At 71.4% G+C, this 24,691-nt stretch carries 23 protein-coding genes; 10 read left to right on the top strand and 13 right to left on the bottom strand.

Features of this window, described 5'->3' with window-relative positions:
• Positions 1-292 precede the first annotated feature (292 nt).
• Both RM788_RS09040 and RM788_RS09035 read left to right on the top strand, forming a co-directional pair.
• Complete coding sequence (locus RM788_RS09040) at positions 293-697, top strand: hypothetical protein (RefSeq protein ID WP_315931112.1); 405 nt, start codon at positions 293-295, stop codon at positions 695-697.
• 7 nt (positions 698-704) lie between these two features.
• Positions 705-1,139, top strand: coding sequence for a hypothetical protein (locus RM788_RS09035; RefSeq protein WP_315931111.1), 435 nt, complete (start codon positions 705-707; stop codon positions 1,137-1,139).
• Positions 1,140-1,186: 47 nt separating this feature from the next.
• On the opposite strand, the gene RM788_RS09030 is transcribed toward RM788_RS09035, so the two are convergent.
• From RM788_RS09030 to RM788_RS09015, 4 genes are all read right to left on the bottom strand, one after another.
• Positions 1,187-2,863 (bottom strand): cellulose binding domain-containing protein, encoded by a 1,677-nt coding sequence (locus RM788_RS09030; RefSeq protein ID WP_315931110.1) that lies wholly within the window; start codon positions 2,861-2,863, stop codon positions 1,187-1,189.
• Positions 2,860-5,121 (bottom strand): cellulose binding domain-containing protein, encoded by a 2,262-nt coding sequence (locus RM788_RS09025; protein ID WP_315931109.1) that lies wholly within the window; start codon positions 5,119-5,121, stop codon positions 2,860-2,862. Before RM788_RS09025 ends, RM788_RS09030 begins: the two co-directional genes overlap by 4 nt.
• Before the next feature lie 359 nt (positions 5,122-5,480).
• Positions 5,481-5,921 (bottom strand): response regulator, encoded by a 441-nt coding sequence (locus tag RM788_RS09020; RefSeq protein WP_315931108.1) that lies wholly within the window; start codon positions 5,919-5,921, stop codon positions 5,481-5,483.
• A gap of 69 nt (positions 5,922-5,990) precedes the next feature.
• Positions 5,991-6,338 (bottom strand): MerR family transcriptional regulator, encoded by a 348-nt coding sequence (locus tag RM788_RS09015; protein ID WP_315931107.1) that lies wholly within the window; start codon positions 6,336-6,338, stop codon positions 5,991-5,993.
• A gap of 132 nt (positions 6,339-6,470) precedes the next feature.
• On the opposite strand from RM788_RS09015, the gene RM788_RS09010 reads away from it, so the two are divergent.
• Positions 6,471-6,842, top strand: coding sequence for an STAS domain-containing protein (locus RM788_RS09010; protein WP_315931106.1), 372 nt, complete (start codon positions 6,471-6,473; stop codon positions 6,840-6,842).
• A gap of 560 nt (positions 6,843-7,402) precedes the next feature.
• The gene (locus RM788_RS09005) at positions 7,403-10,291 is read left to right on the top strand and encodes an AfsR/SARP family transcriptional regulator (RefSeq protein ID WP_315931105.1); all 2,889 of its coding nucleotides are present in this window, start codon (positions 7,403-7,405) and stop codon (positions 10,289-10,291) included.
• Positions 10,292-10,312: 21 nt separating this feature from the next.
• On the opposite strand, the gene RM788_RS09000 is transcribed toward RM788_RS09005, so the two are convergent.
• Positions 10,313-10,774 (bottom strand): winged helix-turn-helix transcriptional regulator, encoded by a 462-nt coding sequence (locus RM788_RS09000; RefSeq protein WP_315931104.1) that lies wholly within the window; start codon positions 10,772-10,774, stop codon positions 10,313-10,315.
• Between the two features lie 77 nt (positions 10,775-10,851).
• On the opposite strand from RM788_RS09000, the gene RM788_RS08995 reads away from it, so the two are divergent.
• From RM788_RS08995 to RM788_RS08980, 4 genes are all read left to right on the top strand, one after another.
• On the top strand, positions 10,852-11,550 hold the full coding sequence (locus RM788_RS08995; protein ID WP_315931103.1) for an SDR family oxidoreductase: 699 nt from the start codon (positions 10,852-10,854) through the stop codon (positions 11,548-11,550).
• 79 nt (positions 11,551-11,629) lie between these two features.
• A complete protein-coding gene (locus tag RM788_RS08990) occupies positions 11,630-12,865 on the top strand; it encodes an SLC13 family permease (protein WP_315931102.1) in 1,236 nt (411 codons plus the stop codon).
• Positions 12,866-12,869: 4 nt separating this feature from the next.
• Positions 12,870-13,358 (top strand): universal stress protein, encoded by a 489-nt coding sequence (locus RM788_RS08985; RefSeq protein WP_315931101.1) that lies wholly within the window; start codon positions 12,870-12,872, stop codon positions 13,356-13,358.
• Between the two features lie 64 nt (positions 13,359-13,422).
• Complete coding sequence (locus RM788_RS08980) at positions 13,423-14,202, top strand: class I SAM-dependent methyltransferase (protein WP_315931100.1); 780 nt, start codon at positions 13,423-13,425, stop codon at positions 14,200-14,202.
• On the opposite strand, the gene RM788_RS08975 is transcribed toward RM788_RS08980, so the two are convergent.
• Together RM788_RS08975 and RM788_RS08970 are read right to left on the bottom strand one after the other, a co-directional pair.
• The gene (locus RM788_RS08975; RefSeq protein WP_315931099.1) at positions 14,180-14,989 is read right to left on the bottom strand and encodes an alpha/beta fold hydrolase; all 810 of its coding nucleotides are present in this window, start codon (positions 14,987-14,989) and stop codon (positions 14,180-14,182) included. The genes RM788_RS08980 and RM788_RS08975 overlap by 23 nt on opposite strands.
• A gap of 67 nt (positions 14,990-15,056) precedes the next feature.
• On the bottom strand, positions 15,057-16,700 hold the full coding sequence (locus tag RM788_RS08970) for a vWA domain-containing protein (protein WP_315931098.1): 1,644 nt from the start codon (positions 16,698-16,700) through the stop codon (positions 15,057-15,059).
• A gap of 270 nt (positions 16,701-16,970) precedes the next feature.
• Here RM788_RS08970 and RM788_RS08965 point away from each other — a divergent pair, with 270 nt between their 5' ends.
• Entirely contained in the window at positions 16,971-18,209 is a 1,239-nt protein-coding gene (locus RM788_RS08965; protein WP_315931097.1) for an HNH endonuclease signature motif containing protein, read from the top strand.
• Here RM788_RS08965 and RM788_RS08960 read toward each other — a convergent pair.
• The 6 genes from RM788_RS08960 to RM788_RS08935 form a co-directional block, all read right to left on the bottom strand.
• Entirely contained in the window at positions 18,182-18,748 is a 567-nt protein-coding gene (locus RM788_RS08960; RefSeq protein WP_315931096.1) for a hypothetical protein, read from the bottom strand. The genes RM788_RS08965 and RM788_RS08960 overlap by 28 nt on opposite strands.
• Positions 18,745-20,145 (bottom strand): hypothetical protein, encoded by a 1,401-nt coding sequence (locus tag RM788_RS08955; protein WP_315931095.1) that lies wholly within the window; start codon positions 20,143-20,145, stop codon positions 18,745-18,747. The genes RM788_RS08960 and RM788_RS08955 overlap by 4 nt, the downstream gene beginning before the upstream one ends.
• Positions 20,142-20,951, bottom strand: coding sequence for an ABC transporter ATP-binding protein (locus RM788_RS08950; RefSeq protein WP_315931094.1), 810 nt, complete (start codon positions 20,949-20,951; stop codon positions 20,142-20,144). Before RM788_RS08950 ends, RM788_RS08955 begins: the two co-directional genes overlap by 4 nt.
• A 10-nt stretch (positions 20,952-20,961) precedes the next feature.
• Positions 20,962-21,759 carry a zf-HC2 domain-containing protein gene (locus tag RM788_RS08945; protein WP_315931093.1) on the bottom strand — a complete coding sequence of 266 codons (798 nt, stop codon included), beginning with the start codon at positions 21,757-21,759 and terminating at the stop codon, positions 20,962-20,964.
• Positions 21,756-22,367: an RNA polymerase sigma factor gene (locus tag RM788_RS08940; protein ID WP_315931092.1), complete on the bottom strand. Its 612-nt coding sequence runs from the start codon at positions 22,365-22,367 to the stop codon at positions 21,756-21,758. The genes RM788_RS08945 and RM788_RS08940 overlap by 4 nt, the downstream gene beginning before the upstream one ends.
• 99 nt (positions 22,368-22,466) lie before the next feature.
• Complete coding sequence (locus tag RM788_RS08935) at positions 22,467-23,462, bottom strand: LacI family DNA-binding transcriptional regulator (RefSeq protein WP_315931091.1); 996 nt, start codon at positions 23,460-23,462, stop codon at positions 22,467-22,469.
• Positions 23,463-23,611: 149 nt separating this feature from the next.
• Here RM788_RS08935 and RM788_RS08930 point away from each other — a divergent pair, with 149 nt between their 5' ends.
• Positions 23,612-24,691: an ABC transporter substrate-binding protein gene (locus RM788_RS08930; protein WP_315931090.1), complete on the top strand. Its 1,080-nt coding sequence runs from the start codon at positions 23,612-23,614 to the stop codon at positions 24,689-24,691.

Here is a 24,691-nt window from a genome sequence, read left to right as displayed (position 1 = left end):
GTGGCGAATTCGCATTGGAGACGTGGAGACCAGTTCCGTCATTGGTGCGAGGAGTGCTGCGGCCGTCACGAGAACGGCGTGGAGGCGGCGGCTGAACATCATGAACGCTCTTCTTCCCGGTGTTGGCGACAACCGATTGCCTGAGCTGAACAGGTGACGGTCTGGCGCCTCGCGGTCATGTGAATACGCGGCCTGGCTGCTGAGGGCCAGCCGCCGTGCGTCTCCGCATCCCCATCTGCGCACCGGTACCCGCTTCGCGTCGGTGTTCGAAGGAGGGAGTTGGCCCGCTGAAGTGGGCCCCAGCACGGTGTCCCGCTGGGAGAACGCCGTGCTGCCGGTGCCCCGTGCCGCGGTCCTCCGCTACGAGGAACTCCGCGAGGTCGCGCCGAGCACGTTGCTGGTTCCGCTCGACACCTACCGCCGCTACACGACGAAACCGGAGGAGAACTGGGTCGATCTCGACCACGCGACCGGTGGTGGCGTGGACCGCGGGATCGACTCGCAGGACCTGCTCGACCGGGTCGCCACCAACGCCGTGGTGGACGGTCGGGAGTGGGATCGGGCGAGTGTCTGCTTCTGCGGGGTCGAAGTTGCTGTTCTGGCCGGGGTGGGTCGTCGAGGCGATCTGCGCGCTGGACGGGACGGACCATCCGGACGCGGCCCGGCACATCGTGCGGAGGCTTCGATCGCCGGGTAGCGACAAGGTGTTCTACGGTGCTCTGCTGGGCTGCGCGCGGAAGATCCGCTTCGGTCACTTCTCCGACGCGCAGCTGACGACCGTCGCCGGGGTGTGCGCCGACGTCGTCACGGACACCGGTCGATCCGACGACGCGCCGGTCCTCGCCGCCGAGCTGCTGCGCCGCATGTCCTTCGGGCGGGTCCCGACCGCGATCACGCGGCTCGGCCATGCCGAAGCGGTCCGCAGGCTCACTCCCGGTGGCAGGTTGGTCCCACCTCGAATCGCGGCCGAGATCTGCGATCGGGTGGTTGGTGGTGATGACCCGATCCTGCCCCGCTTGGTCTACGGCATCGGGATCGCGGGGGAGGAGGAGCTGCTCAGGAGCTTGCGCGAGGAGGAATCGATGCCGGAGGTCGTCCGCACGGCGTCCCTGTGGTGGCGGGGAAGAGGTGGGAGGTGACCTGACGTGGTGGGCCCCGGTGTCCGTCGGGGCCCACCACGTGCGGGTTACGGGGTGATGGTGGCGTTGGTCAGGCCCTTCACGGCGCCGGTGGCGGTGTTGGAGGAGTAGATGACGTTGGGCATGGAGGCGCACTTGGACACCGACGTGATGTTGATGGCGTACTGGCCGACGCCGCCGAGGTCCGAGCGGTTGCCGCGCCAGGTGTTGCCGCAGCCGTTGGGCAGGGCCGGGGTGGTGCTGGTGTTGTGGGTCTCGTACCCGTTGGCGAACACGCCGGGGCCGATGAAGGTGCCGGTGTTGTCCTCGATGAGGTAGCCGATGCCCTTGACGTCGATCCAGGAGTCGGCCGAGTTCTCGCCGCTGATGCCCTGGCCGTTGAAGGTGTTGCCGCGGATGACGCCGTCGTAGGTGCCTTCCTTGACGTCGATCGGTTCCGCGGCGGTGTTGGGGCCGATGCGGTTGTTCAGCACCTGGACGCGGTCGCTGCGGTCGATGCCGCCGGTGTTGCCGTGGCAGGCCCAGTTCGAGTTGGCCGAGCCGAGGTAGACGCCTTCGCCGTAGCCGGGCTGGACGAGGCCGGTGTCGGTGATGGTGGAGTTGCGCAGGACGCCGTCGGCGGAGCTGCGGCGGAAGTGGACGGCCTCCTCGTCGACGTGGTGGACGGAGACGCCGTCGATGGTGGTGTGGTGGGAGTTGTCCAGGACGATGCCCTTCTTCGACTCCTGCACGGTGAACCCGGTGAGGTTCCAGTACGGCGAGTCGAACAGCCACAGGCCGTAGCCGGAGTCCCAGCCCGCGGTGGGAGCGGGGCAGGACGGGGCCTCGCCGGAGGGGCCGTCGTTGATGAGGACGGCGGTGGCGGGGCCGCTCAGGGTGATCCGCTGCGACGCGGTGCCCGCTTTCGAGGCCACGGCGAAGGAGCCGCGGTAGGTGCCGGCCGCCAGCTTGATCGTCTGGCCGGGCGCGGCGGCGGCGAGGGCGGCCTGGAGCTGGGCGGTGGTCGAGACGTTGACCGTGCTGCCGCCGCCGCTGTCCGTGCCGGTGGTGGCGGTGACCGCGGTGCCGGCGGCGGACCTGTTGCCCGCGGCGTCACGGGCGCGCACGGTGAACGAGTACGCAGTGGCCGGGGACAGGCCGCTGACGGTGGCCGATGTGGACGTGGCCGTCGTGGTCACGGCCCCGCCGAGCAGCACCTCGTAGCCGGTGACGGCGACGTTGTCGGTGGCCGCGCTCCAGGACAGCGACACCGAGCCCGCGGTCACGCCGGTGGACCGCAGACCCGTGGGCGTTGTGGGGGCCTGGGTGTCGGCGGGCGGGTTCGGGGGCGTGGTGCCGTCGCACGCGAGGCCGTTGACGGTGCAGCCCGACGGGAGACCGCCGCCGGCCGCGTTGAAGCCGAAGTTCGCGGTGGCGCCCGGCTTGATCTTGCCGTTGAACCCGGCATTGGTGAACCGGTAGTGCTGGCCGGTCTGGGTGCGCACGGAGCTCCACGAGCTGCTGACCGTCGTGCCCGAAGGCAGGTCGAACTCGACCGTCCACGACGTGCTGTCGGCGTCACCGGAGTTGGTGAGCACGATGTCGCCGCCGTACCCGGAGTCCCACACCGAACCCTGGGTGAACGCGGCCGTGAGCCGGGGTGCCGCGGCCTGGGCCGAGGTGGCGCCCAGCAGGGCCGCGACCACCCCCGCCACGCCCGCCAGTGACAGGAGCCGTGTCCTCATCGCGTTCCTCCGCAGGTGGTGCCGTTGACTGTGCAGCCGGACGGCAGGCCGGCGCCTGCCGCGTTGAAGCCGAACGTGGTGGTGGCGCCGGGTTTGACCGCGCCGTTGAAGCCGACGTTGGTGAACCGGTAGTGCTGGCCGGTCTGGGTGCGCACTGAACTCCACGAGCTGCTGACCGTCGTGCCCGCGGGCAGGTCGAACTCGACCGTCCAGCCCGTGGTCGCGGTGGCGCAGCCGTTGGTGACGGCCACGTCGGCGCCGTAACCGCTGCTCCACACCGAGGTCCGGGTGATCTTGGCGGTCACGCAGGCGCCCGACGGCGGCGTGGTTGTGGTTGTGGTTGTCGTAGACGTGGTGGTGGTCGTCGTCGGACCGGTGCCCACCGAACTCAGGAACAGCGACGCCGCGGTGTCGGACCTGGTCGCGTCCACGCCGTGCCCGCCGGTGTAGTCGCGCTGCTCGTTGGTCGCCCAGTCCGCGATGGGCGTGCCCGCGATGTCGAGGTGCTGGTAGCCGGTCCCGTTCCAGCCGAACTGGTAGACCTTGGTGTGGTCGGGCAGGTAGGCGTTGAACGGGCCGCCGGTCGCGGTCTGCTTGGTCATGGTGTTGTTGAAGAACACGTTGCGCGGCCCCGAGGCGCCGGACCACTTGACCGCCTTCTGCCCCGCGGCCCACCAGACCGGGAACCAGTTCGAGTTGTCGGGACCGCCGCCGCCCTCCTCACCGCAGTTGGCGCGGCAGTTCGCGGACCGGTGCGCGTAGGAGACGCGCACGGTGTTGAGCTCGAACAGGTTGTTGCGCTCCCACCCGCCGTGCAGGTTCAGGTCGGAGTCGAAGTCGTTGCCGAGCACGACGTTGCCCGACGCCGACCACTGGAACGTGAAGTGCCGCAGGTTGCGGGAGGTGTTGCCCGCGTAGAGCGAGTCCCACACCCGCGAGCCGCGGAAGTACCCGTTGCCGCCCTTGCCCTTGTTCCACGCCCCGTCCAGCTCGTTGTCCACGATCTGGAGGTTCTTGGCCTCCTCGGTGACGATCGGGTGCGACCCGGTCATCTCGGCCTTCACGCCGCGCACCCAGGAGTTCGCCGCCCACTTGAAGACGATGCCGTGCATCTCGGCGGCGGGCGTCATGTTGCCGTAGTCGTCGACGGACTGGGCCTGGTCCAGGCCCGGCATCGCCTGGGTGAAGCCGAAGTCCTCGAACCCGACGCCGACGACCGGGTCGACCAGCGGGGCGGCCTTGGAGTCGTAGACCGCGCCGTCGATCGGCGCCGAGCCGTCGGAGGTGGAGGTGATCGGGACGTCGTACTCCAGCGGCTTGTCGACCGTGATGGTGCGGTTGGCGCTGTCGACGGCGGCGATCGTGAAGATCTGCGCGCGCATGTGCATGTTCAGCAACGGGAACCCGGTGCCGGTCGCCTTCTGCTGCTCGTAGAACTTGACGGAGTTGGCCGCGCGGATGTTGACGAATCCGCCCACGACCACGTTGGTCAGGTCCGCCCCGGAGGCCAGGTGCACGACCTTGTCGCCCTGCCGCGCGGAGTACGCGGTCTCGCCCGGTTTCGCCCGCAGCTTGAGCCCGGACTTCCAGTGCGCGTTGACCGTGCCCTCGAAGATGTCCTTGCGGTTGGCCGGGGCCGCGGCGTACGCGCTCGCGTAGGCCGGGTGCACGGCGCGGGACTGCACGCGGAACAGGCCGCGACCCGGCCACAGCCAGCCGCCCTTGCCCTCCCCGCTGGTCATCCCGTCCTCGTCCCAGTCCGAGCCGTCCTCGGTGAGGGTGTCGTACAGGGTGGTCGCGTCCGGCTGGTAGACGATCCTGGTCGCCGACTTCCCGGCGCCGCGGACGATCAGGTAGTCGGCGTCGACGTGCAGCTCGCGCGAGACGCCCAGTTCGCCCGCGGGCAACGTGATCAGACTCAGCTTCGTGTAGCTTGCGGTGGGGGAGCAGGTGGACTTGATCGTGTCGATGGCCGACTGGAGCCCGGTCGAGTCGTCCACGCCGTCGTCGGGGCGCACGCCGAACTGGCCCGCCAGCTCGGCGGCGGTGATCTGGCAGGCCGCGCCGGGATTCGTCTCACCCGCGCCAGGCAGGTCCGCGCCGCCGCGGTACCCCGCCCTGCTCCAGTCGTACAGGCCGCTCACGGGGGCGCGGCGGTTGGCGGCGGACGTGTTCAGACCGGTGAGCGCGCCCGCGCCGGGCGCCGCGTCGGCGGCGTTCACCAGCACGGCGGCGCCCGCCGCGGCGAGCGAGCCCACCACCCCGAGCGCAACCGCTCGACGTAGCCGAGTACTTCGGGACACGCGGACCTCCGAGGAATGCTCGAACCGGATGTGTGGCGGCACACCTTGGAGACGCATTGTGCGGAAAGCCCGGCGCGCGGGTCAACGGTTCTTCGGGAAACGGGTTCGTGGTCCACGTACGTGAAATGGTCAGGTATGTGAAATAGGGAAACCGGAGGGATTCCCGTTGCGCATTTCCTTGTTCGTCATTCGACGGAGGGAGGTGGCCCCAAACGAATGCGACCGACCCTCACCTGCGGTTTTTCGACTGTCGAATGGTGAAGCGGTCTATTCGCGTCGCGAAGGCGCGTGGAATCGAAAGGGTGCCGAAGCGGTCAGCTCGGTCGGGCGACGACCGTGATGAAGAAGTCGTCGATCTGCCGGATGGCGGTGACGAACGCGTCGAAGTCCACGGGTTTGGTCACGTAGGCGTTCGCGTGCAGCTGGTAGCTGCGCAACACGTCCTCGTCGGCCCCGGAGGTCGTCAGCACGACGACGGGAATGCGCCGGAGGTCCTCGTCGGTCTTGAGCACCGCCAGCAGTTCGTGACCGCCCATCCGGGGGAGGTTCAGGTCCAGCAGGATCAGGTCGGGGCGCGGCGCGGCGGTGTTCGCGCCCTCGCGGCGCAGGAAGGCCAGCGCCTCGACGCCGTCGCGCACCGCGTGCAGCCGGTTGACGACCTTGTGGCGCTCGAACGCCTCCACCGTGATGAGCACGTCCCCTTCGTCGTCCTCGACGAGCAGCACGTCGATTGCGCTGTCCACGGGCACGGTCACGGCACGGTCCAATCCGGGGAGGAGGCGGGTCCCGCGGTCATCGTGCCACGTCCGGAAGTGTCCGACCGCTCAGCGCGCGCCTTCGTCGTCCCCGGCCCGCTTCAGCTCCTCGTTGATGCGCAGGGCCTCGGTGAGCTGGTCTTCCAGGATGATGATCCGGCACGCCGCGTCCACCGCCGTGCCCTGGTCGACCAGTTCCCGCGCCCTGGCCGCGATGCGGAGCTGGTAGCGGGAGTAGCGGCGGTGGCCGCCCTCGGACCGCTGCGGGGTGATCAGCTCCGCGTTGTCGAGGGCGCGCAGGAACACCTGCGTCACGTCGAGGATCTCGGCGGCCCTCCCCATGCTGTAGGCCGGGTAGTCGTCGTCGTCGAACCGGTCGGCCGGTGTGCCCGCCGACCTGGTGCTCGGCGGAACCATGAAGCCTCCGTTTGGACGTGACGCAGCAGTTGTGACCTGAACCTATGCCGCGAGTCCGGAAATGTCTACTATCGTCGATGCAGATTTTGGGCATCGCGGACCTGAGGTCCGCCGGGACGAGGAGAGGGCGGCATGCGCACGGTCCCAGAGCAGGACTACGACGCGGAAGGTCCGCGGCTGCGTGTGCACCACCGGGTCGTGGACGGCGCGGTGGTGGTCGTGGCTTCGGGTGATGTCGACATGAACACGATCGCGGACCTCGAGGAACAGCTGGCCGCGGCGCTGTCGCCGGAGGCGCCGGTGGTCGCCGACCTGACCGGGGTGACCTTCCTCGACTCCACGGGGCTGAGCGCGCTGGTGCGCTGCCACGAGCGCGCGGTCCGCGACGGCGGCTCGCTGCGGCTCGTCGCGGCGACCCGCGCGGTCTCCCGGCCGCTGCGGCTCACCGGGCTCGACCGCCTCCTGGACGTGCGCCCCACCCTGGAGGCCGCGCTGGAGGGCTGACGACCGGACGGCGCGGAATTGGCCGGACAAACCGTACGGTCGGCTAGCGGGATGGGCGCCGATCGGATTCCGCGGAGTTCGTCGTGGACGTGGGCGTCGCCCTCCGGACAAGGCGGCGACTGCGGCCCCTGGAATGCCGACCGGCGCGATCCGGCGGGTTCGACCGCGCCGGTCGAGAGGTGCGGCTGGAATGCTGTCCCGCACTCGGCCCGCGTCGTTGTCGACGCGCTGACCTGCGGTGCGCGTCGGGTGGTCGGCGATCGGCCGGGGGTCGGCATAACCGGGAAACTGTTGACCAGCTGTCGATTCGATTCGATTCACCGTCGATTCCGGTACGGGTGTTCCGATGGAAACGGGACCGTACCGAACGCGGGTATGATGCTTCCCGTTCGTCGTCGCGTGGCGCGGCGCGGTGTCCCTATTTGATACCGTTTTCACCACAAGGTCGTTTCAGGACTCGGCACATCCGCTTTCGCCCGCGGTGTGCGAACAATTCCCGAGCACATCGCGGTAGGTGGATCGCCGCATGCGCCGGCGATCGGGTGGGAGGGGGAGGGCAGGTGGCGGAAGTGGACCCCGGTCGCGCGTTACCGGTTCGCTTCACCGTGCTGGGCCCGGTCCGGGCGTGGCGGGGCGATGTCGAGATCGACCTCGGCGCGCCCCAGCAGCGGCTGGTGTTCACCTTCCTGCTCGCCGCTGGTGGTCGGCCGGTCGTCCTGGGGGAGCTCGTCGACCTGATGTGGGACGAGAACGCCCCCTCCAGCGCCGTCAACGTCGTCCACCGCTCCGTCGGCCTGCTCCGCCGGATGCTGGAGCCCGGCCTGCCGCCGAGGGCGTCGGGCCGGTGGCTGCTCCGCAAGGCGGGCGGTTACCAGCTCGAAGTCGACGAGGTGTCGCTCGACCTGCTCGCCTTCCGCGCGCTGGCCGCCGAGGCCGGGAGGCTCGCCGCCCTGGGCGCGCACGCCGCGGCGGTGCCGAAGTACGCCGAGGCGTTCGCGCTGTGGCACGGCCGGTGCGCGGACGGGCTGGACGCGGGCACGCGGGCCGCGGTGCTGTTCGCCGGGATCGACCAGGAACGCCTGGCGCTCGCCAAGGAGGCCGCCGAGTCCGCGCGGCACGCCGGCATGGCGGAGGACCTGCTGCCGGCGTTGCGCGCGGTCGCCGACCAGGCCCGGCTCGACGAGGCGTTGCAGGCCGAGGTGATGCTGCTGCTCGCGGCCGCGGGTCACCAGGCCGAGGCGCTGGGCGTCTACCAGGCGGTGCGCGCGCACCTGTCGGGCGAACTGGGCATCGGGCCCGGCCCGGAGCTGCGGGCGGCCCAGCAGCGGGTGCTGGCCCAACAGGCGTCGTCGGTCCCGCCCCCGGTGGGGACGCCGGGAGCGGCGGTCCGGCTCCGGCCCGCGCAGCTGCCCGCGGACCTGCCCGCGTTCACCGGACGCCGGGCGGTGCTGGCCGACTTGGAGGCCCTGCTGCCCGCCGACCGGGTCTCCTCCGGGTCCACCGTCATCTGCGCGATCGACGGCATGCCGGGTACCGGGAAGACCACGCTGGCCGTGCACCTCGCGCACCGGATGGCGGACCGCTACCCCGACGGGCAGCTCTACGTGAACCTGCGCGGGTTCGACCTCAGCGGCGCGGCGATGGACCCGGCCGAGGCCCTGCGCGGGCTGCTCGGGGCGCTCGACGTGCTGCCGACCAGGATGCCGTCCACTGTGGACGAACAGGTCGGCCTCTACCGCAGCCTCACGGCGGGCAAGCGGATGCTCGTCGTGCTGGACAACGCGCGCGACGCGAACCAGGTGCGCCCGCTGCTGCCGGGTTCGGCGAGCTGCCTGGTGATCGTCGCCAGTCGCGACCGGTTGACCGGTCTGGCGGCGACCGACGGCGCGCACCTGGTGTCGCTCAACGTGCTGTCGCCGGAGGAGGCGCGGGAGAACTTGGTCCGGCGGATCGGGGCCGAGCGGATCGCGGCCGAACCGCACGCCGTCGACGACGTGGTCAGGTTCTGCGCCGGGCTGCCGCTCGCGCTCAGCCTCGTCGCGGCGCGGGCCGCCGCGCATCCGGACTTCCCGTTGAGCGCGATCGCCGACGAGCTGAAGGACACCGAGGGCAGCCTGGACGCGTTCGGCGACGGCAGCAGCGGTGACGTGCGGACGGTGTTCTCCTGGTCCTACCGGACGCTCGGCGACCAGGCGGCGCGGCTGTTCCGGCTGCTGTCGCTGCACCTCGGCCCGGACATCTCGCTCGCTGCGGCCGCCAGCCTGCTCGGCACCGGCGCCAGGGAGGTGCGGGCGCTGCTGATCGAGCTGATCCGCGGCCGCCTGGTCACCGAGCACTCGCCGCGCCGGTTCGCCGCGCACGACCTGATCGGTGTCTACGCCGCCGAGCTGAGCCGGGAACTGGACTCCGACGCCGACCGCGCGGCCGCGCTCGACCGGCTGTTCGACCACTACCGGCACACCGCCCACCGGGCCAACCTGATGCTCAAGCCCAGGCTGCGGTTCGACCCGCCGCCGGGGCCGGGGCCCGGCGCGACGCCGGAGGCCATCGAGGACGACAAGCACGCGTCGCGGTGGTTCGCCGCCGAGCACCAGGTGCTCATGGCCGCCGTCCGGTACGCCGCGGAGAACGGGCGGCCGGTCGACGCCAGGGAACTCGCCCTGACGATGCAGCAGCACCTCCAGTTCCAGGGGCTGTGGCACGAGTGGGACGCGACCATGTCCGTGGTGGCGGCCTCGGCGGAGGGCGAGGGCGACGAGAAGGGGCTGGCGTTCGCGCTGCGGAGCCTCGCCGGGGCGCGCCACTACCTCGGTCGTCCCGACGACGCCGTCGCCCTGCTCGACCGGGCGTGGGAACTGCTGGGCGACCTCGGCCTGCACTACGAGCAGGCGCACGTGCTGAGCGGCCTCGGCTCGATCCACGGCAGGCAGCACCGCTACGCGGAGTCCGCCGCGCACCACGCCAGCGCGTTCACCCTGTACTCGGCGGCCGAGGATCAGCAGGGGCAGGCGAACTCGTTGCAGGGCATCGCGTGGGCGCGCAGCCAGCTGGGCGCCCACCCCGAGGCGGTCGCGTTGGCGCGCAAGGCGATGAGCCTGTTCCGCGACCTCGACGACAGCAACGGCGAGGCCAACTGCTGGGTCGTGCTCGCGGACTCGCACCGGTTGCGCGGCCAGTTCGAGAAGGCCGTCGCCTACCGGCAGCGGGCCATCGAGCTGTTCCGCCGGGCGAACATCCCGGTGTACGAGGCCGAGGAGCTGATGGAACTCGGCGACACGTTCCTGGAGGCGGGGGACAGGGCGGGCGCGCGCACGGCGTGGCTGCGCGCGCTGGCGATCCTGGAGCAGCTCCGGCTGCCCGCTGTGCGGCTGGTGTCCGACCGGCTGCTCCGGATCGAACTCGACGAGTACGGGTCGGGGGAGCGGGCGGACTACCGGCACAGCGGCTGACGCGTGGTCGGCGGTGGCCGCCTAACCGGCGGGATAGGCCGCCGTGCGGTGTGCGACGACGTCGGAGGGGTCGACCTCGTGGCCGGACCCGTCGACGTAACCGACGTGCACGGGGCGGTCGTCGGTGCGGGTCCGGCGCTCGACCGTGGGGCCTTCGGCGCGGGGGAGGTGGCGGTCGCCCCACTGCTGGAGCGCGCCGAGGACGACGTCGAGCTCGCGGCCCGCGTCGGTGAGGTGGTAGGCGTCGCGCGGCCTGCTGCCCGGCTCCTGGTAGGGCTCGCGGGTGAGCACGCCGTACTCGACGAGCGTCGTCAGCCTGGCGGTGAGGACGTCGGGAGCGATGCCGAGCACGTCGCGGAACTGGGCGAACCTGGTCGTGCCCGTCAGCGCCTCGCGCAGGATCAGGAACGTCCACCGTTCGCCCAGCACGCCGAGGCTGCGGGCGATGGAGCAGGTGGAGTCCATGAGCTTCGGGGCGGCCATGCCCCCATTCTAACCTGGGTTGCGATTTCCTACTCAGGTAGCTAGGTTGGAAATACCAACTCAGACTGGAGAACGCCATGGACCTCGCAGGCCGCACCGCTCTCGTCACCGGCGCCAACCGCGGCCTCGGCAGGCACTTCGCCGAGCAGCTGCTCCGGCGCGGGGCCACCGTCTACGCCGGAGCGCGCGACCCGGAGAGCGTCGACCTCCCCGGCGTGATCCCGATCCGGCTCGACGTCACCGACCCCGAGTCGGTCGCCGAGGCCGCTCGCACGGCGTCCGGCGTGTCGTTGCTGATCAACAACGCGGGCTCGTCCACCGGCGCGTCGGTGACCGGGGGTCCGCTCGACGACATCCGGCTGGAGATGGAGACGCACTACTTCGGCACGCTGGCGGTGACGAGGGCGTTCGCGCCGCAACTGGCCGAGCAGGGTGGTGGGGCCGTGCTGAACGTGCTGTCGGTGCTGTCGTGGTTCACCGCGCCGGGGGTCAGCGCGTACGCCGCCGCCAAGTCGGCCGCGTGGTCGCTCACCAGCGCCCAGCGCCTGGAGCTGGCCGGTCAGGGCACGCAGGTCACCGCGCTGCACGTGGGCTACATGGACACCGACATGGCCAGCCACGTCAGTTCGCCCAAGAACGACCCGGCCGCGGTCGCGCGACTGGCCCTCGACGGGCTCGCCGCGGGTGAGGTGGAGATCCTGGTCGACGACCTGAGCCGCACCGTCCGGGAGCGCCTGGCCGGTGGGGTCGCCGCGCTCTACCCGCGGTCCGCCTGACCTCTGCTCTGCCGAGTCGCCCCGCGCACCGGATGATGGTGCTGCTCGTCGTGCGGGGAGGTCCGAGCTGAACACCGTCGTGTCCGTGGTGCTGCTGGTCGCGGTGCTGGCGTTCGCCGTGATCCGGCCGCGCGGTCTGCCGGAGGCGGTGGCCGCCGTGCCCGCCGCCGGGATCGTGCTGGCGACGGGCGCGATCCCGTGGTCGCACGCGGTCGCCGAAGTCGAGCGGCTGGCGCCGGTCGTCGGGTTCCTGGCCGCGGTGCTGGTGCTGGCGCGGCTGTGCGCGGACGAAGGGCTGTTCGAGGCGGCCGGGTCGCTGATGGCCAGGTTGTGCTCGGGCAGCCCGAAGCGGTTGCTGGGAGCGGTGTTCGGGGTCGCGGCGGCCATCACGGCGGTGCTGAGCCTGGACGCCACGGTGGTGCTGCTGACGCCGGTGGTGTTCGCGACCGCGTCCCGGCTGGGCGCTCGGCCCAAGCCGCACGTGTACGCGTGCACGCACCTGGCGAACTCCGCGTCGCTGCTGCTACCGGTGTCCAACCTGACGAACCTGCTGGCGTTCACCGCCGCGGGCATCTCGTTCACCGCGTTCGCCGGGCTGATGGCGCTGCCGTGGCTGGCCGCGATCGCCGTCGAGTACGTCGTGTTCCGGTTCTTCTTCGCCTCCGACCTGGCGGCGGGTGCCGACGGGCAGCCGATGCCCGCGCCGGAGCGGAAGGCGCCCGCGTTCGTGCTGGTCGTGCTCGGACTGACGCTGGTCGGGTTCGCGGTCACGTCACCGCTGGGCGTCGACCCGGCGTGGGCGGCGTTCGGAGGCGCCCTGGTGCTGGGCGTGCGCGCGCTGGTGCGCCGGACGACCAAGCCCGTCGCGCTGGTGGGGGCGACGAGCGTCCCGTTCCTGATTTTCGTGCTGGCACTGGGGATCGTGGTCAGGGCGGTCGTCGACAACGGCCTGTCCTCGGCGGTCGGCCACCTCGTCCCGACCGGCGGCACCCTGCCCGCGCTGCTGGGCCTCGCCGCGGTCGCCGCCGTGCTGGCCAACCTGATCAACAACCTGCCCGCCGTGCTGGTGCTGCTCCCGCTGGCGGCCTCCGGCGGCACGGGCGCGGTGCTGGCCGTCCTCATCGGCGTCAACATCGGGCCGAACCTCACCTACGTGGGATCGCTGGCGACCCTGCTGTGGCGCCGGATCCTGCACCAGCACGACACCCGCGCGGACCTCGCCGAGTTCACGAAGCTCGGCCTGCTCACCGTGCCGGTGTCGCTCGTGCTCGCCGTCCTGGGACTCTGGGCGGGCCTGACCGTGATCGGAGGCTGACAACGTGGACGTCGTCGTCTGGGTGGTCGAGGGGACCTGGCGCGCGTGCGTGCGAGCCGCGCGCACGCTGACCCCGCCCGATGCGAACCTGGTCCTGCTGCACGTCACCGCGCCCGACGTGCCCGGCGCCGCGCACGGGGCGTTCGCCGGGCTGCTGGGCCGCGGCCACCCGGAGCACGACCCCGGCGACCAGGTCGAGGAACTGGCCGAGGCGGCGGCCGAACACCTGCTGCGCGTCGCGGCGGAGGAACTGGGCCGTCCCGCGACGACGGTGAACCGCCACGGCCGCGCGGAGGGGGAGGTGATCGCCGCGGTGGACGGCGCTGACCTGCTGATCGTCGCCCGCGACGGCGACCGCTCCCGGCTGGGGCCGAAGAGCCTCGGCCCGGCGACCCGGTTCGTCGTCGACCACGTGCCGTGCCCGGTGCTGCTCGTGTGGCCGGAACAGGCGCCCGACCTCACGTCGATCCCGCCGCCGCCACCGCACCGGTAATCCGGATGCGCGCCCGCGCGTCCGGTGTGACCATGTCCGCCATGATCACGGACCTTTCGCACTCATGACCGACCGGGACCGGCTGCGCGGGATCTTCGGCGAGGACGCCGAGCTGTACGACCGGTGCAGGCCGGGGTACCCGCCGGAGGTGGTCGCCGACCTCGCCTCCCTCGCGGGCCCCGGCGCGCGCGTGCTCGAGATCGGCTGCGGCACCGGGCAGGCGACGCTGCCGATGGCCCGCCTGGGCTGGGCGGTCACGGCGGTGGAGCTGGACGCGAACATGGCGGCCGTGGCCCGTCGCAACGTCCCCGAGGCCGACGTCGTCGTCTCGGCGTTCGAGGACTGGGGGCCGCCCGCGACGCCGTTCGACCTCGTCGTGGCGGCGACGGCGTTCCACTGGGTCGACCCGGAGGTGCGGGTCGTGAAGGCCGCGGACGTGCTGCGGCCGGGCGGCTCGCTCGTCGTCGTCTCCACGCACCACGTGCTGGGCGGCACCGTGCCGTTCTTCGCCGCGGCCCAGCGCTGCTACGAGCGGTTCGACCCGGCGACCCCGCCGGATCTCCGGCTGGAGCCGTCGTCGGCGATCCCGGAGGACTCCGCCGAGTTCGACGGGTCGGGGCGGTTCGGGCCGGTGTCGTTCCGGCGCCACGAGTGGGAGCTGACCTACACCGCTGCCGAATACCTGGACCTGCTGTCCACGTATTCCGGGCATCGGGCGCTGCCGCCCGATGCCCGTGAAGGCCTGTTCCGCAGCATCGCGAGCCTGATCGACGACGACCACGGGGGTCGGATCACCAAGCGGTTCATGACCCAGCTGGCGATCACCGCGCGAGGAAGCCGCTGATCAGCGCGTTCACCTCGGCCGGGCTCTCCAGCCCGGCCAGGTGGGCGGTGCGGTCCAGCACGACGAACCGGGCGCCGGGGATCGCGTCGGCCATCACCCTGGTCTCGGCCACCGGGAACGTGGCGTCCTCGGCGCCCGCCACCACCAGCACGCGGGCGCGGATCGTGGTGGCGAGTTCGCGCTGATCGGGCCTGCGGGGGACGACGCTGGTCACCGCCCAGGCCGCCGACGCCATGTCCACGCGGCGCAGCGCGGCCCGGATCGTCGAGACGACCTCCGGCCGTTCGCGCCTGGTCGTCCTGCCGATGAACGCGTCGAGCACGGGCTTGACCAGTGGTCCACGAATGCCGCCCACCAGCCTGGCCATCGCGGTGAGGAACCCGTACTCGACCCGCTGCCGGGTCGGGGCGGGGGAGGCGGTGCAGTTCATCAGCACCGCGCTGTCCAGCCGCTCGGGGAAGCGGGCGGCGACCGTGGCGCCGATCATCCCGCCCCAGGAGTTGCCCACGAAGTGCGCGGTGGTCGCGCCGAGGTGGTCGAGCACCTGCACCACGCAGCGCGCGCACTCGTCGAAGTCGAACAGCCGGGTCAGGGGCTCGCTGCCGCCGTGGCCGGGCGGGTCGACCAGCACGACCCGGTGGTCGACGCCGAAGTGCTCGACCTGCGCCGCCCACATCGTGCCGTCCATCAGCAGGCTCGGCCAGAACACCATCGTGGGGCCCTCGCCGCCCACCCGCACCCGCAGGCGGCCGAGGGAGGTCGCGACGTCCTGCTCCACGAGGTCCATCGGCGGAGCATGCCAGGCACGGACGCCAGGCGCAGGGGACGGACCCGAAGGCCCGCCCCCTGGTCCGCTACTCCACGAACACCTGGAACTCGACACCGCCGATGTCGCCGATCTCGGCGTCGAACTGCACGACGTGCTGCACGAACTCACCGGGCTCGCGGCCGGTGAACGACAGCTTCGTCTCGAACCGCTCACCGGCCTCGACCACCAGCCCCGCGATCCGGGCCTGCCTGGCGTCGGTGATCTCCAGCGAGGTCTCGCCGACCTGCTTCACGCCCTCGCCGCCGCCACCCGCCTGCTTCCAGCGGTCGAACAGCTGCCGCCCGAGGTCGATCACCAGCGACCCGCCCGCGCCCACGAAGGGCTTGCCGGGGCTGGTGACCACGAGGTCGGTCTTGATCGCCTTGTCGGTGCCGTTGCCGAGGTGGAACGGCGAGCCGACGGTCTGGCCGGGCTTCACGCGGACGGTGTCCACGTTGCGCCAGGCGATGTTGTTGTTGTTCTTGGCGTTGAGCACGGTGTTGCCGACCTCGGCGTAGGTCATCGGGTCGGTCGCCGACACCCAGCGCGCCAGCAGGCAGAAGTGACCCGGCCCCGGCACGTTGACCCACGGGATCTTCACGACCGTGGAGCCCGCGGGCACCGTGACGCCCTGCTGCCCGATGGACGTCCAGTTGCCGCCCGTCACCGGGTTCCAGACCGCCGCGCCGCCCTGCGCGGTGTAGTACACCTTCAGCGTGCCGAGACCGGGGCCGCTGCCGTAAGGGCCGGGGTTGTGCAGCTTCACGTGCACGTAGCTGGTCGAGCCGACGACCGGTTGGCCGCCGGGGCAGTCCGCCAGCGTCGGGCAGACCTTGATGTCAGGGCTGCTCCACACCGTCCCGTTGGGGTTGGTCTCGACGCCCGTGTCGGTGGGCTGGTCGTGCATGAACACGTCGGTCTGCTTGCAGTCGCTCAGGAACCGCTGGATCGCCGTGGCGGTCCCGCTCCCGTCGGCGGCCGCCTGGGTGTAGATGCCACCGGTCGTGGTGGCGTAGTTCTGCATGATCGGCACGATCGTCGACGAGTACGCCGTCGAAGAGGGCGTCGGCACGTACACCGCCGAGATCTTGATGCCCACGCCGAGCGCCTCGGTGGCGCGCGCCGCCGCGTTCACGTTGTCCGTGCCCACGACGTAGTTGTTGTCGAACCCGCCGGGTCGCGCGTCCGTGACCAGCACGACGAACTTCGTCGCCGTCGACCGCCACACCCCGTTGAAGTTCCCGACCTGCGGCCGCCCGGCCGCGGGCAACCGGTTCACCGCCGTGTTGAGCGCCTCGTCCGACGCCTCGGGCTCGCTGGCGCCACCACTGGCCCCGAGCGTGTTCGTCACGTAGCTCGTGACCGCCGCCGCGTTGCCCGGCGCCAGGTCGTTCACCACCGTCACGTTGTCCTTGAAGGTCACCAGACCCAGTTGGTAGTCACCGCCGGACGCGGTCACCACGTCGTTCACGATGCTGTTGATACCGGTCTTCAGGTTGGTGATCGTGCCGCCCATGCTGCCGGTGTCGTCCAGCACGAACGCCACGTCCAGCGGCCCGCACTTGCTGGCGGCCGGCGCGGGGGCGGCGACCGTCGCAGGGACGAAGGCGATGGTGCTGATAGCGGCCAATGCCGCGCAGGCCAACGCGCCCAGCGCGCGCCGTCGTCCACGTTGACGAACGGATTCCATCACTTGTTCTCTTCTCACTCGTGCGATCGGGTGCAAGGGCCCGATTCGCTGCTCCGAATGCACCGGAAGGGGAGTCCGGGCACGTCAGACGGATGGGTGAGGAGGGCGGGAAATACCGTGATGCGCATTTCCGGTGTTTTTGCGCATTGGTTTTGGGAATGGTATGGGGCGGGAAAACGAATGTGGGGACCGTTCGGTCTATTAGGGGTCGCGGAATGGCGGTAATGCCGGTGGCGGATGTGTTTGTTGACCATGTGTCACCGTGTGCGGGTGCATGCGACGGATGACGAGGGTGTCGGGCTGGACGCGGACCGCGTGGAGTCCCCCGTGGTGGCGCGGGTGGACGTGGGGCCGAGGGCCGATCTGCTGGTGTCGTTCGCGGGGCTGTCGGAGCGGGGACGGGACAAGTCGCTGGCCCTCTTGTGGGCCATTGGTCAAGTCGCGGCCGGGCACGACCGGTTGTTCCCGTGGGCGCAGTTCAAGGTCGACGCGGGGCGGGTGCTGGCGGAGTTCGGGCTTGAGGAGCCCGAGGCCCCGTACTGGGGGTTGGGTGCGGAGTCCGGGTTGTGGGAGGCGGGTGAGCGCGCAGGGTTCACGTCGCACGTGGCCGAGCGGTTGGGAGACCGCGGGTTCCGGGGGCGGGTGGTCGACGTGCTGCACCGCGAGCACTTGGCGGACGTGGACTTCCGGGCGCTGCTGACCTTGGTCGGTCTCGCCGACCACGACCTGGCGCCGCCGAGCGCGCTGGACGTGCTCCGGTCGCTGGTGGGCAAGCAGCTCTTCACCGTGACCGGCAAGCCCAACCGGATCATCCGGGTCGATCCCGACGTCGTGCGCGTCGGCACAGGGCGGTCGGAAGCAGGGGAGCCGGTGCGGGTCGCGGCTGTTCAGAAAGGGCTGGACCTGTTGCGGGAGAAAGGGTTCGTGCGGATCCATCCGACCGCGGACGGACTTGGCCATCGCAGTTCGTTCATCGGTGCCGTCCTGGCCACGGTGCCGGGCGCGGTGGCGTCGACGGGGCCCGCCATGGTCACCATGGCGGACCCCGTCGACATTCCCGTGAGCGAAGGTGCCCTGTTCGCGGTCCTGGACGGCAAGGCGGTGCGGAAGTACCGCAAGGAGCAGGTGTACCTGCGCCGGTTCCTGGTGGGGGACCGGCGGCAGGCGTCCTGCGACCTGTGCGGCCAGGAGTTCCCGATGGGCTTCCTGGTCGCCGCCCACGTCAAGCCGCGGTCGCTGTGCACCGACGAGGAGCGCAACGACCTGCGCAACGTGGCCATGCTCGCCTGCGGGTTCGGCTGCGACCGGCTCTACGAGGACGGGTACCTGGCCGTCGACGAGCACGGTCGGGTGCTGGCGGCGCCGAGCACGGTCGAGCTGGGGTCAGCCGTCAGCGACTACCTGCGCCGCCTGGAAGGCCTGCGGTGCACTGCTCACCGGCCGGGGTCCGAGCCCTACTTCGCCTGGCACCGGGACAACGTCTACCGGCGTGGACCCGCCACGGCGTAGGCGGTGGTGCCGAGGACGGCCAGGGTGAGGGCCGTCCACGTCGCCGCGGGGGTGTCGGGTGGTTGGAGCATCCAGGTGGAGGCGCGGAACGCGTTGCTGTCGGCGTGCGGGATGAAGAACGCGATGGTGGGCCAGGCGAAGGGGAGGGTCCAGGCGTACTGGGCGCCGAAGGCGGTGGCGGCCAGGGCGGCGAGGCCCATGAGGCCCGCGCTGTCGCGGATGACGAAGGCCGTGGGGGCGAGGTCGGGGCCCGCGGACTGGAGGGCGAGCAGCGCGGTGGCGGCGAGGGTGCCGATGAGCAGGACGTGCGCCGCCCGTCTCGGCAGCCAGCGGACCGCGGCGGTGCGGTCCAGGTCGAGGTCCTGGCCGCCCAGACCCACCGCCATGACGGCGACGGCCGTGGCGAGCGCGATGCTCGCCATCCGGAAGCCGGGGGTGTCGCCGGCGGTCAGGAACCAAAGGGCCGTGGTGCTGATGAGCAGGGCGGTGACGGAGGCCGGGACCTGGCGGGAGCGGGCGTAGAGGGTCAGCCACCTCACGGGGCGCCGCCGGTGAGCGCGTCGAGCTGGTCGCCCTGGCAGGACAGCGAGACCGACCGCAGGGCGGTCATCCGGGCGAGCTGCTCGTCGGCGGGCAGTGCGCGCAGGGAGTCCCAGGTCCGCTTCGCGAGGTCGTTGGACTCCCGGTACTCGGGGTAATCGGAGTTCCTGGTGTCGTGCGGCGGCGCGTATGAGTCGACGAACCAGGACGCGGCCACGGAGCGGGCGATCGTCTCCCTGGTGGCCTTCTCGTACTGATCGCGGGTGGTGGAGTCGCCCCAGCCGAAGCACGTCGGCGCACCGGCGCCCGAGACGAGGCGGCGGGTCAGCTTGCCGGCCCCGACCTCGCCGAGGTCGAGGTCGTCGAACGTCGCGGTCACCTCGGTCGCCGACCGCGGCCGGACTCCGGTGTCCGACTTCGCGATGACCACCTCGCGGACCCCCGTCGGGGGATCGGGCAGTTTCGCCAGCAGCCGCAGCGCTTCCTCCGCCTGCCCGCCCGCCGTGGCCAGTTGCGCCTCGTGCATCTTCGTCACGCACAGCCGCCCCTGGCACACGAGTTCGGTCGCGGCCTGGTCGACCACGTAGGTCTGCGCGCGGTCCGCGGGCAGCACGGCCAGCGCGACCGCCGCGCCCACCGCCACCGGGAGCAGCGAGACCAGTCGTCGTCGGGCTGTGGACGCGGTGGCCAGCAGCAGACCGGTCGCCGCCATGCCGACCAGCCAGACCGCCTGGCCCGCGCTGACCCGGTCCGACACGACGGCGAACACGTCCCGCACGCCGCTGAGGGCGGGGGACAGCAGGGAGACCCGCATGGGCACCGCGCCGCCCAGCGAACTGGCCGGGTCGCTCCCCAGCGTCAGGAACGTTATCCCCACCAGGGACGCGAGGGCGAGCAGCGGCGGCGTCAGCGCGGACGGCAGCGTGCGGCCGACCCCGATCCCCAGCCACGCCCCGGCGACCATGCCCAGCACGCCGACCAGCACGGTGGGCACCCACCCGAGGTGGAAGTACCCCTCGTTGGCGACGACCTGGACCGCGGCCACCGCGAAGATCACCAGGTAGCCCGCCGCCAGCGTGATCGCCGTCGCGCCCAGGGTCTTGAGCGCGCGGTGCAGCACCGGCCGCGGTGTGCTGGACAGCAGCTCGCCCACACCCGAGCGGTGGTCGCGAAGTCCTTGCAGCGCACCGGCTCCGACCACGAGCGGCCACAGGACGTTCAGCAGGAAGCGCCCCCAGCCCGCCGCGTTCGTCCACTGCTCGGTCCAGTCCTCGGCGCTGTGGCCCCACGGCCCGCTGAACGAGTAGAGGAAGCCGAACGCCACCACCACGACCAGTACGCCCGCCCACGGCGCGGCCGAGCGCCGCAGCTCGATTCCCAGGATCCGCCGGTTCACCACTGCCCCTGTCCCTTGCCCGGCTCGCCGAGCAGCGCCGAGTAGCCGCGTTCGATCGGGCTGTCGCCCACGTGCTCCGGTCCGCCCGCGGTGGCCAGTTGATCGGGCGTGCCCTGGAAGACGAGCTTGCCCTCGGCGAACAGCACGACGTCCGTGCACGCCGCCGCGACGTCCTCGACCAGGTGCGTGGACACGACGACGCAGCTGTCGGTGCCCAGTTCCTGCAGGAGTTCGCGGAACCGCAGCCGCTGCGCCGGGTCGAGGCCCGCCGTGGGCTCGTCGAGCAGGAGGACCCGCGGGTCGTTCACGATCGCCTGCGCGATCCCCGCCCGCCGGACCATGCCGCCGGACAGCGTCTTCATCCGGTGGTCGGCCCGGTCGGCCAGGCCCACCCGCTCGACGGCGCGCTGCACGGCCGCCGGGACGTCCCGCTTGGGCATCTCCTTGAGCCACGCCATGTACTCGACGAACTCGCGGACGGTGAACCGCTTGTAGTAACCGAACTCCTGCGGCAGGTAGCCGATCCGGCGGCGCAGGGCACGCTGGTCGACGCGTCCTCCCACGGAGGTGCCGAGCACCTCGAGCGTGCCGTCCGCGGGCCGGAGCACCGTGGCGAGGGCGCGGATCAGGGTCGTCTTGCCCGCGCCGTTGGGCCCGAGCAGCCCGTGGACGCCGGTGCCGAGCGACAGGTCGAGCCCGTCGACGGCCATCTTGCGCACTCCTACGCGGACCTTCAGACCGGTGGCCCTGATCTCGTGGGAGTAGGTGGTCGGTGCGGTCTCGGCCGCGCTCACCACTCGGGTCATGTTTCCTCTTTCATCGGTGTGCGCCCAGGTGCGTGTAGGCGTCCTTGCGGACGGCCACGACGACGAGTCCCAGCGCGAGGAGAACGCCCCACACGGGCAGGCCGCCCTGGTGCGAGGTGAGGGGGGAGGGGATCAGGGCCGTGGACGGTGCGACGATCACGACCGCCCACACCACGACCAGTGCGATGGCGGCCCGGCCGATGCCGACCAGACCGCCGAGCGCGAGGGTCGTGGTGGTGAAGGCGAGGCACGGCAGCAGCCACAGCGCGGTCGAGGTGCTCGGGCCCGCGGCCAGCAGGATCGGGATCACGGTGAGCAGCACCGAGACCGTGCGCCGCAGCAGCAGCGGCAGTCCGGCGCGGGGAGTCGACGCGGTCATCTCGTAGACCGGGTCGAGCCCCCGCCCCCAGGCGGCCGCCACGCCGAGCACCGGCAGGACCGGTGCTACCAGCAGCACCACCGACACCCCGTCGGGACCGCCGGAGGACAGCCGGTCGGCCAGCACGGCCAGCAGCGCGACCACCAGCGTCATGGTCAGCCACGGCACCATGGACGGGGTGACCCAGGCGTTGAGCCCGCGCAGCCACGGTCTCCTGCGCGGCATCTGCGGGACCGCGTCCAGCAGCGGCCGGAGGTCCGTCCACACCGCGTCCACCAGCACGCCGTCATCGGTGTCGGCCAGCAGCGCCCGGCACGGCGCGCACTTCTCGAGGTGGGCCTCCACGGCCCACACCTCGTCGGCCGGGATGTCCGCGTCGCCGCGCGCGTACCGCCCGACAAGTCCTCCGGAGGGGTGTTCCACGGTCATGACAGCGCCTCCCGCATGGCGATCCGGGCCCGACGGGCGCGGGTCTTGACGGTGCCCTCCGGCACCCCGAGCAGGACCGCCGTCTCCCGGACGCTCAGCCCGTCGAGCACCATGGCCTGCAACACCTGCCGCAGTTCCGGCGCCAGGCGCCGCAACGCGTCACCGACGTCGTCGCCGACGACGCCCGCCAGCACCTCGTCCTCGACGGGCGGCGCCACGGTCTCCGCGGCGGCGGCCGGTGGCGGTTCCGCGTGGTGCGCCCGCCGCCGGAACGCGTCGATCAGCCGCCGCGCCGCGATAGTCCACAGCCACCCGACCGCCGTGCCGTCCACCGAGGCCCCGTCGAACGCGTCCGCCGCGCGCCACACCGACAGGTAGGTCTCCTGCATGACCTCGGCGACGATCTGCTCGTCGGCGCACCGGCGGCGCAGCCGCACGGCGATCCACGGCGACGTCCGCCGGTACAGCTCCTCGAACGCGGTCCGATCACCCTTGGCGACCAGGCGCACCAGGTGCGCCTCGTCGCGTTCGGCCGGTCTTCCCCGTAGTGGTCCCACACCCCGCAAGACGCCCGGATCGCCCGGAAGGTTCTCAGGTGGATGTGACATGGGTCACACGATGCGGTGAACGGGGCGGCATGACCGGACATCGGTCGAACCGCCCCGGCGGCGTGCTCGGGCGCGTTGAGCGCGCCGCCGGGGCGGGTCCTAGCGGGTGCTTTCCCTGATCTCCAGGGAGAACGGGGTCTGCACGTCCTCCGGGTCCAGTTCCTGCCCACCCTTGATCCGGCGCCGGATCAGGTCGACCGCGCTGTGCGCGATGGCCGCCTTGTCCGGGGCGATGGTCGTCAACGAGGGCATGCTGTAAGCGCTCTCCTCGTTGTTGTCGAAGCCCACGACCGCCACGTCCTGGGGCACCCGTGTGCCGTGCTCGGCCGCGGCCCGCAGCGCGCCGATGGCCAGCAGGTCGTTGAAGCAGAAGACCGCGTCGGGCGGTTCCGGCAGCGACAGCAGGTGCGCCATCGCCTCGGCGCCGTCGCGGCGGTGGTAGTTGAGGGCCTGCACGATCAGGTCGTGGCGCACCGGCAGGCCCGCGGCCGTGAGCGCGGAGCGGTAGCCCTCCAGGCGCTGCGTCGCGGTGCCGCGGTAGGGGTGCGCGCCGATGGCGGCGATCCGGCGGCGGCCGAGGGCGATCAGGTGCTGGGTGGCGACCCGCGCGGCGACCACGTTGTCGATGCCCACGTGGTCGATCGGCACGTCGACCGAGTGCTCGCCGAGCATCACGACCGGGATGCCGGGGTCCAGTTCGTCGAAGTCCCTGGAGTGCAGCGCTTCCGGGCTCACGATGGCCGCGTCGATCATGTGCGGGCCGAGGGCGGCGAGCGTGGAGCGCTCCCGTTCCCTGGTACCAAGGGTCTGCTCGATGAGCACGTTCCACTCGTGCTCCTGCGCCGCTTCCAGCACCAGTCCGGCCATCTCGCCGAAGTAGGGGATGCTCAGTTCGGGTAGGACGAGGGCCAGTGAGCCGGTGCGGCCGCGGCGCAGGTTGCGCGCTCCGATGTTGGGGCGGTAGCCGGTCGTGGCCAGTGCTTCCTCGACCCGGCGGCGGTTGTCCGGTTTCACGAACTCGTAGCCGTTGACCACGTTCGACACCGTCTTGACCGACACACCGGCGAGCCTGGCGACGTCCTTGAGCGTGGCCAACCAAGGCCTCCCATCGGCGTCGGTTCATGGGGAACGGATGTGATCGTAACCTGTTCTCCTGGGTCTTTACAACGTTGTACCAACGATGTAAATCTGTCACCGTCCCGTCTTGGTGACGGGGCTCACGCCGTCCGATCGAGGAGCAACCGATGTCCACGCCGCCCGTGCGCCGCACCAAAGCCGCTCTGTTCGCGGTCACCACGCTCACCGTCGCGCTGACGGCCTGCACCAGCCGCGAGGCCGACACGAACACCCAGTCCAGCGCGGGTCCCGCGGCCTCCGCCGCGGCGTCCCAGGCCAGCGGTCCTGGCTGCACGCTGGAGAAGACCGGCTACCCGAAGGTCGACGTGAAGAGCGCGATCGTCGGCTTCTCCCAGTCGGAGAAGGAGGCCAACCCCTTCCGCATCGCCGAGACCCAGTCCATCAAGGACGAGGCGGCGAAGCTGGGCATCGCCTCCGACAAGCTGCTGGTCACGAACGCGCAGAGCGACCTGAACAAGCAGATCAGCGACATCAAGTCCATGTTGGACCGGGGCGCGCAGCTGCTGATCGTGGCGCCGCTCAACTCCGACGGCCTCCAGCCCGCGCTCGACGCGGCGAAGGCCAAGAAGGTCCCGGTCGTCACCATCGACCGCAAGGTGACCTCCGCCCCGTGCACCGACTACCTGACGTTCATCGGGTCCAACTTCGTCGAGCAGGGCCAGCGCGCCGCCGCCGAGATGGTCCGGGTGACCGGTGGCACCGGCAAGGTCGCGATCCTGCTCGGCTCGTCGGGCAACAACGTGACCACCGACCGCACCAAGGGCTTCAAGGACGAGCTGGCCAAGACGACGGGCCTGACCGTGGTCGCCGAGCAGACCGGTGAGTTCGACCGCTCCAAGGGCCAGGCGGTCATGGAGCAGCTGATCCAGAGCAACCCGGACATCACCGCGGTGTACGCGGAGAACGACGAGATGGGCATCGGCGCGGTCACGGCGCTCAAGGCCGCGGGCAAGAACCCCGGCAAGGACGTCAAGATCGTCTCGATCGACGGCACGAAGAACGCCGTGCAGCTGGTCGCCGACGGCGGCTACAACGCGGTCGTCGAGTCCAACCCGCGCTTCGGCCCGCTGTCCTTCAAGGTCCTCCAGGACTTCGCGGACGGCAAGGACATCAGCGAGAACGTGGTGATCTCCGACGACCAGTACGACGAGACCAACGCGGCCACCAAGGTCGGGAACGCGTACTGA

Origin of the sequence: Umezawaea sp. Da 62-37 (assembly GCF_032460545.1) — a bacterium.
In the GTDB taxonomy this organism is placed as follows: Bacteria; Actinomycetota; Actinomycetes; order Mycobacteriales; family Pseudonocardiaceae; genus Umezawaea.
The sequence above is the reverse complement of the archived record's forward strand: the minus strand, read 5'-3'. Positions and strand labels throughout refer to the sequence as shown.